Raw genomic sequence first — 4543 nt, forward strand, 5'->3', positions numbered from 1 at the left:
GGTCTCGACGAAGGTCGCGAAGGTGATGAGGGCCAGCTTGTCCACCGCCGCGTCCAGGGCGGCGCGCGCCTGGTCCGGCTCGGTGATGCCGTCGCTGGTCGAGAAGCTCACGGCCTACTTCCTCGCCAGCGACGGCGAGGGCGCCGGAGCGGCCTTCAGAACCCTCGAGGAACAGGCCGCCACGATCAGCGCGGCCTGCGCCCGGGACGGCCTGACGCCGATGGAGACCGCCACGCTGATCCTGGCGCTGAAGACGATCGCGGGGGGGCTGCTCACCCGCGAGGCCAGCGACGGCATCACCGAGCCGGACCAGGCGCGCGCCGCCCTGGACGCGGCGGTGGACAAGCTGGCCCTCATCACCTTCGCGACCTTCGTCGAGACCCGCGAGGAGATCATCAAGCGCCAGGGCCGCGCCCTCCTCGACCTGGCGACCCCGGCCCTGCCGATCTGGCGCCACATCATCCTGATGCCGCTCGTCGGCATCATCGACACGCAGCGGGCCCGGCAGGTGATGGAGTGGCTGCTGGAGGCGCTCGCCCGCGAGGAGGCGCATATCGCGATCCTCGACGTGACCGGCGTGCCGCTGATCGACAGCCGCGTCGCCCTGCACCTGACCAAGACCGTCGAGGCCGCGCGCCTGCTCGGCTCCCGGGTGATCGTCACCGGCATCAGTCCGGACGCGGCGCAGACCCTCGTGAAGCTCGACGTGGACCTGTCGAGCATGATCACCCGGGGGACCCTGCGGGCCGGCCTGGCCGAAGCCTTCCGGCTCCTCGGCGAGAACGCCAGGGGCCCGGCCGGGACGATGCTCTGATGCGCGTCCCCATCCTCCGGCTCGGCCGCGTCCTCCTGACCTCCCTGCCGGCCGACCTGACGGACCAGCAGGTGATGGACCTCCAGATCGACGCCCTCGCGCTGATCCAGGCCGGGAAGGCCGACGGTCTCGTCATCGACATCACGGCCGCGGACGTCGTGGATTCCTACATGGCCCGGATCCTGTCGGAGACGGCCAAGATGGTGAAGATCATGGGCGGGGTCGCGGTCCTGGCCGGGATGCAGCCCGCCGTGGCCCTGACCCTCGTGGAGATGGGCCGGGGCATGATCGACATGGAGACCGCCTTCGATCTCGAGGGCGGCGTGGCCAAGGTCGGTCGGTTGATGGCGTCCCGCGGAGGTCGCCATGACGAAGTCCCGGCCGCCTGATCGCGACGGACAGGAGCCGGAGGTGTCCGGCACCGCGACGCGCGCGGTCGTCGACATCCGGGTCCAGGACGACATCCTGCGGGCCCGCCAGGCGAGCCGCGCCGCAGCGGTGGCGATCGGGTTCGGCACCGTCGACCAGACCCGCCTGGCCACGGTCGTCTCCGAACTCACCCGCAACGCCCTGATCTATGCCGGCGGCGGCGCGTGCCGCGTCCTGACCGGCCTCACCGCCCAGGAGCGGAGCATCGTGATCGAGGTCGAGGACCAGGGCCCCGGGATCGCCGACGTCACCGGCGCGATGACGCGCGGATATTCCACCGGGGGCGGCCTCGGGCTCGGCCTCGCCGCCGTGCACAAGCTGATGGACGACATGACGATCGAGACCCGGCCGGGCCGCACCCTGGTCCGGACCTGGATGACGAGGCGCCGATGAATCCGGAGCCGGACGTGGTGACCGTCAGGGTGACCAGCGAGATCGACGCCGCCGAAGCCCGGCAGGAGGCCCGCCGGCTCGCGCTGCGGCACGGCTTCACCACCGTGCGGGCGCACGGCCTGGCGACGGCGGTCTCCGAACTCGCCATGAACCTCGTCCTCCACACGGACCGCGGCGGCCTGATCCGCCTCACCGCGCAGGATGCGACCGGGGCGGCCGTGATCGAGCTGGTCGCCGAGGATGACGGCCCGGGGATCCGCGACCTGGCGCTGGCCATGGAGGACGGCTACTCGACCCGCGGCGGCCTGGGCTGCGGCCTGCCGGGGACGCGCCGCCTGGTCGACGCCTTCGCGATCACGTCGCAGGTCGGGGAAGGGACCCGGATCGTCTGCCTGGTGCGGCGGCCATGAGCGCGCGTCCGCAGCTCCCGACCCCCGTGATCGCCGCGGTGACCCGGACCTATCCCGGCGAGACCGCGTGCGGCGACATGGTCGCCTGGTGGCAGGAGGGGGACGCCACGCTGGCCTGCATCGTCGACGGCCTCGGCCACGGGCCGGACGCCCACCATGCCGCCCGGAGCCTGCTCGCCCTGGTCGAGGGACAGGTGGGCGTCGAGCCGACGCAGCGGCTCGCCACCGCCGACAGGGCCATGCGCCACACCCGCGGCGCCGCGGCGGCCTTGGTGCGGATCGACCCCGCCGCCGGGACCATCACGACGGCGGCGGTCGGCAACATCCAGGGCGCGCTGTTCGCCGAGCGGACGCTCCGGTTCGACGGCATGCCGGGGATCGTCGGGGCTGGCCTGCGCCCGCTCAAGCCCCTCGTCGTGCCGTTCGTCCCCGCCGACATCCTGGTCCTGTGGACCGACGGCCTCCGGCCGGTGGACCTGGAGGCCGATCCGCCGTCCCTGCGCGGCGATCCCGAGCGGCTCGCCGCCGACCTGATGGCCAGCCACGGACGCGCGAGCGACGATTGCGCCGTCCTGTGCGTCGCCTTCCGCGGGTGAGGCCACATGGAAAGCCTGCTGCCGCGCTACACCGAGGGCGTGGCCCGCTACGTCGCCACGGCCGACGAGGCCCCGCTCCTCGACATCGAGGAACTCGGCCGCCTGGCGATCACCGACGACATCTCCCTCGACGAGATCGCCGGCCTGCATGAGGGCGCGGCGCTGGCGCTGTCCGACCGGGGCGTGCCGATCAACCGGCCGGAGATCATCCGGCGCATGTCGGCCTGCCTGAGCGCCCTGATGGTCTCGGCGGCGGTGGCCTACCGGACCAAGATCGACCTGCTCGAGCAGCATCGGCAGCAGGAGCGCGACCGGACCGAGCGGGACCGGCAGCGGCTGGAGACGCTCGGCCAGTTCGTCGGCTCGGTGGCGCACGAACTCAACAACCTGCTCCAGCCCGTGCGCGGGATGACCGAGATCATGCTGGCCGACCTGACCGAGGGGCGGCCGCCCGATCGCGCCGACCTCGAGACCGTCGAGGCCTGCGCGATCCAGGCGGTCGGCGTCATCCAGGGCATCCTGGGCTATGTCCGGCGCGAGACGATCGCACCCCAGAGCCTCGCCTTCGGGGCCGCCGTGGCGACGTCCTGCACCTTCATCCGGCCGATGCTGCGCGAGCCGTTCGCGGTCGCGATCCGGGATCAAGACACCAAGGTCCTGGCCCTCCAGGGCGAGCTGACCCAGATCCTGCTGAACCTGCTCCAGAACGCCGTGCAGGCTGGGGCGAAGGACATGCGGATCGAGGTCGACCGGGTCGGCGGCGACTGGGCCGGCGCCGGAGCGCGGATGCGGCTCCGGGTGACAGACGACGGCCACGGGATGTCGGCCGACGTCGCGGCACGCGCGCTGGACCCGTATTTCACCACCAAGGCGAGCGGCCAGGGCACCGGCCTCGGGCTCGCGATCGTCCGCAGCATGGTGCTCGGCTGGTCGGGCGACCTTCAGCTCCAGTCCGAGCCCGGGCGCGGCACCACCGTCACCCTGCTGCTGCCGGTCGCGGCCGGCTGAGCCGCCCGGGGCGGACGCCGTAAAGCCGCGCCGCGGCTGGACTTTCCGGCATCGATCAACAGCCCTCCACCGCAATCGCAGCCCGGGCCCGCGAAAGAGTTGAACCGCGGCGGTTTCCGCGCTTTGTTCGCTATATGTTCTCAACAGGACGGATTGGCGATGCACACGAACCCGCACGAACCGCCCGTGGAGATTCGGCTCAGCGAGGCCGAGGCGATCGCGCTGGCCTATCATCGTGCCGCCCGGGGTGACGCCTGGACCGCCCTGGTCGCCGCGATCACGGACGCCCTGACCGATCTCGGCGAGGCCGAGCGGCGGGCGGTTCTCCAGAGCCGGCTGATCTCCCGGGGCTATGCCCGCTGCCGGACGGGGGCCGCCTGAGCGCGCGGTGGTCGGGCCCGAAGGAGACGGCTGACCAAGCCGCAACGGCATCGACGCCTTGCGGCCGAATGCAATTTCTGGTAATATTTCCTTTGTTATGAATATAAACACGGATTCGCCCGTACGGGAGCCGGCCATGGGCGACATCAACGATGAACGGCGCCGCCTGTCGGCGACGTGGCTCAACACCATCGCGTCCGGCGTCGTCTCGGCCGGCTCCTGCGGCTCGCTGCTGGCCTACAGCTTCGGCCCGCGTCCCGGCATCAGCGGGCTTCAGGTGCTCGTGGTCTCGACCTGCGCGCTCGGCCTCGGGGCGACCCTGCACCTCCTGGCCCGCGCGCTCCTGAACAACCGGTGACGGGAGCGCACGGGACAGAGCCGCCGGCAGGTTCTAAGACACCGACGAATCTGTCGATCCGGGACCCATCATGACGCCGGCCGAGCGCGACCGCTTCGAGAAGTGCCTCGCCCTGGCGGCCCGCGGCGCGACCGCAGGCGAGCGGGAGGCGGCG

The 4543-nt window shown here is 72.0% G+C and carries 8 protein-coding genes; all 8 read left to right on the top strand.

Annotated features, from left to right (window positions below; genetic code table 11):
* Positions 1-85: 85 nt before the first annotated feature.
* The 8 genes from FV228_RS21055 to FV228_RS21090 all read left to right on the top strand — a co-directional run bounded on the left by FV228_RS21055 (position 86) and on the right by FV228_RS21090 (position 4389).
* A complete protein-coding gene (locus FV228_RS21055) occupies positions 86-814 on the top strand; it encodes an STAS domain-containing protein (RefSeq protein ID WP_246693977.1) in 729 nt (242 codons plus the stop codon).
* On the top strand, positions 814-1203 hold the full coding sequence (locus FV228_RS21060; protein ID WP_147856397.1) for an STAS domain-containing protein: 390 nt from the start codon (positions 814-816) through the stop codon (positions 1201-1203). Before FV228_RS21055 ends, FV228_RS21060 begins: the two co-directional genes overlap by 1 nt.
* Positions 1181-1636 (top strand): ATP-binding protein, encoded by a 456-nt coding sequence (locus FV228_RS21065; RefSeq protein WP_147856398.1) that lies wholly within the window; start codon positions 1181-1183, stop codon positions 1634-1636. Before FV228_RS21060 ends, FV228_RS21065 begins: the two co-directional genes overlap by 23 nt.
* Positions 1633-2046 carry an ATP-binding protein gene (locus FV228_RS21070; RefSeq protein ID WP_147856399.1) on the top strand — a complete coding sequence of 138 codons (414 nt, stop codon included), beginning with the start codon at positions 1633-1635 and terminating at the stop codon, positions 2044-2046. The genes FV228_RS21065 and FV228_RS21070 overlap by 4 nt, the downstream gene beginning before the upstream one ends.
* Positions 2043-2642, top strand: a complete 600-nt coding sequence (locus tag FV228_RS21075) for a SpoIIE family protein phosphatase (RefSeq protein WP_147856400.1) — start codon at positions 2043-2045, stop codon at positions 2640-2642. The genes FV228_RS21070 and FV228_RS21075 overlap by 4 nt, the downstream gene beginning before the upstream one ends.
* A 6-nt stretch (positions 2643-2648) precedes the next feature.
* Positions 2649-3650, top strand: coding sequence for an ATP-binding protein (locus FV228_RS21080; protein ID WP_147856401.1), 1002 nt, complete (start codon positions 2649-2651; stop codon positions 3648-3650).
* A 159-nt stretch (positions 3651-3809) separates the two neighbouring features.
* The gene (locus FV228_RS21085) at positions 3810-4031 is read left to right on the top strand and encodes a hypothetical protein (RefSeq protein WP_147856402.1); all 222 of its coding nucleotides are present in this window, start codon (positions 3810-3812) and stop codon (positions 4029-4031) included.
* Between the two features lie 136 nt (positions 4032-4167).
* Positions 4168-4389, top strand: coding sequence for a hypothetical protein (locus FV228_RS21090; RefSeq protein ID WP_092038138.1), 222 nt, complete (start codon positions 4168-4170; stop codon positions 4387-4389).
* Positions 4390-4543: the final 154 nt, after the last annotated feature.

Origin of the sequence: Methylobacterium sp. WL18 (genome assembly GCF_008040015.1) — a bacterium.
GTDB lineage: Bacteria > Pseudomonadota > Alphaproteobacteria > Rhizobiales > Beijerinckiaceae > Methylobacterium > Methylobacterium mesophilicum.

What these genes read in the sequence shown, in the direction of transcription:
- FV228_RS21060 (WP_147856397.1), top strand. Translation starts at nt 814, where the DNA reads ATGCGCGTCCCCATCCTCCGGCTCGGCCGCGTCCTCCTGACCTCCCTG.
- FV228_RS21055 (WP_246693977.1), top strand. Translation starts at nt 86, where the DNA reads ATGCCGTCGCTGGTCGAGAAGCTCACGGCCTACTTCCTCGCCAGCGAC.
- FV228_RS21070 (WP_147856399.1), top strand. Translation starts at nt 1,633, where the DNA reads ATGAATCCGGAGCCGGACGTGGTGACCGTCAGGGTGACCAGCGAGATC.
- FV228_RS21065 (WP_147856398.1), top strand. Translation starts at nt 1,181, where the DNA reads ATGACGAAGTCCCGGCCGCCTGATCGCGACGGACAGGAGCCGGAGGTG.
- FV228_RS21085 (WP_147856402.1), top strand. Translation starts at nt 3,810, where the DNA reads ATGCACACGAACCCGCACGAACCGCCCGTGGAGATTCGGCTCAGCGAG.
- FV228_RS21075 (WP_147856400.1), top strand. Translation starts at nt 2,043, where the DNA reads ATGAGCGCGCGTCCGCAGCTCCCGACCCCCGTGATCGCCGCGGTGACC.
- FV228_RS21080 (WP_147856401.1), top strand. Translation starts at nt 2,649, where the DNA reads ATGGAAAGCCTGCTGCCGCGCTACACCGAGGGCGTGGCCCGCTACGTC.
- FV228_RS21090 (WP_092038138.1), top strand. Translation starts at nt 4,168, where the DNA reads ATGGGCGACATCAACGATGAACGGCGCCGCCTGTCGGCGACGTGGCTC.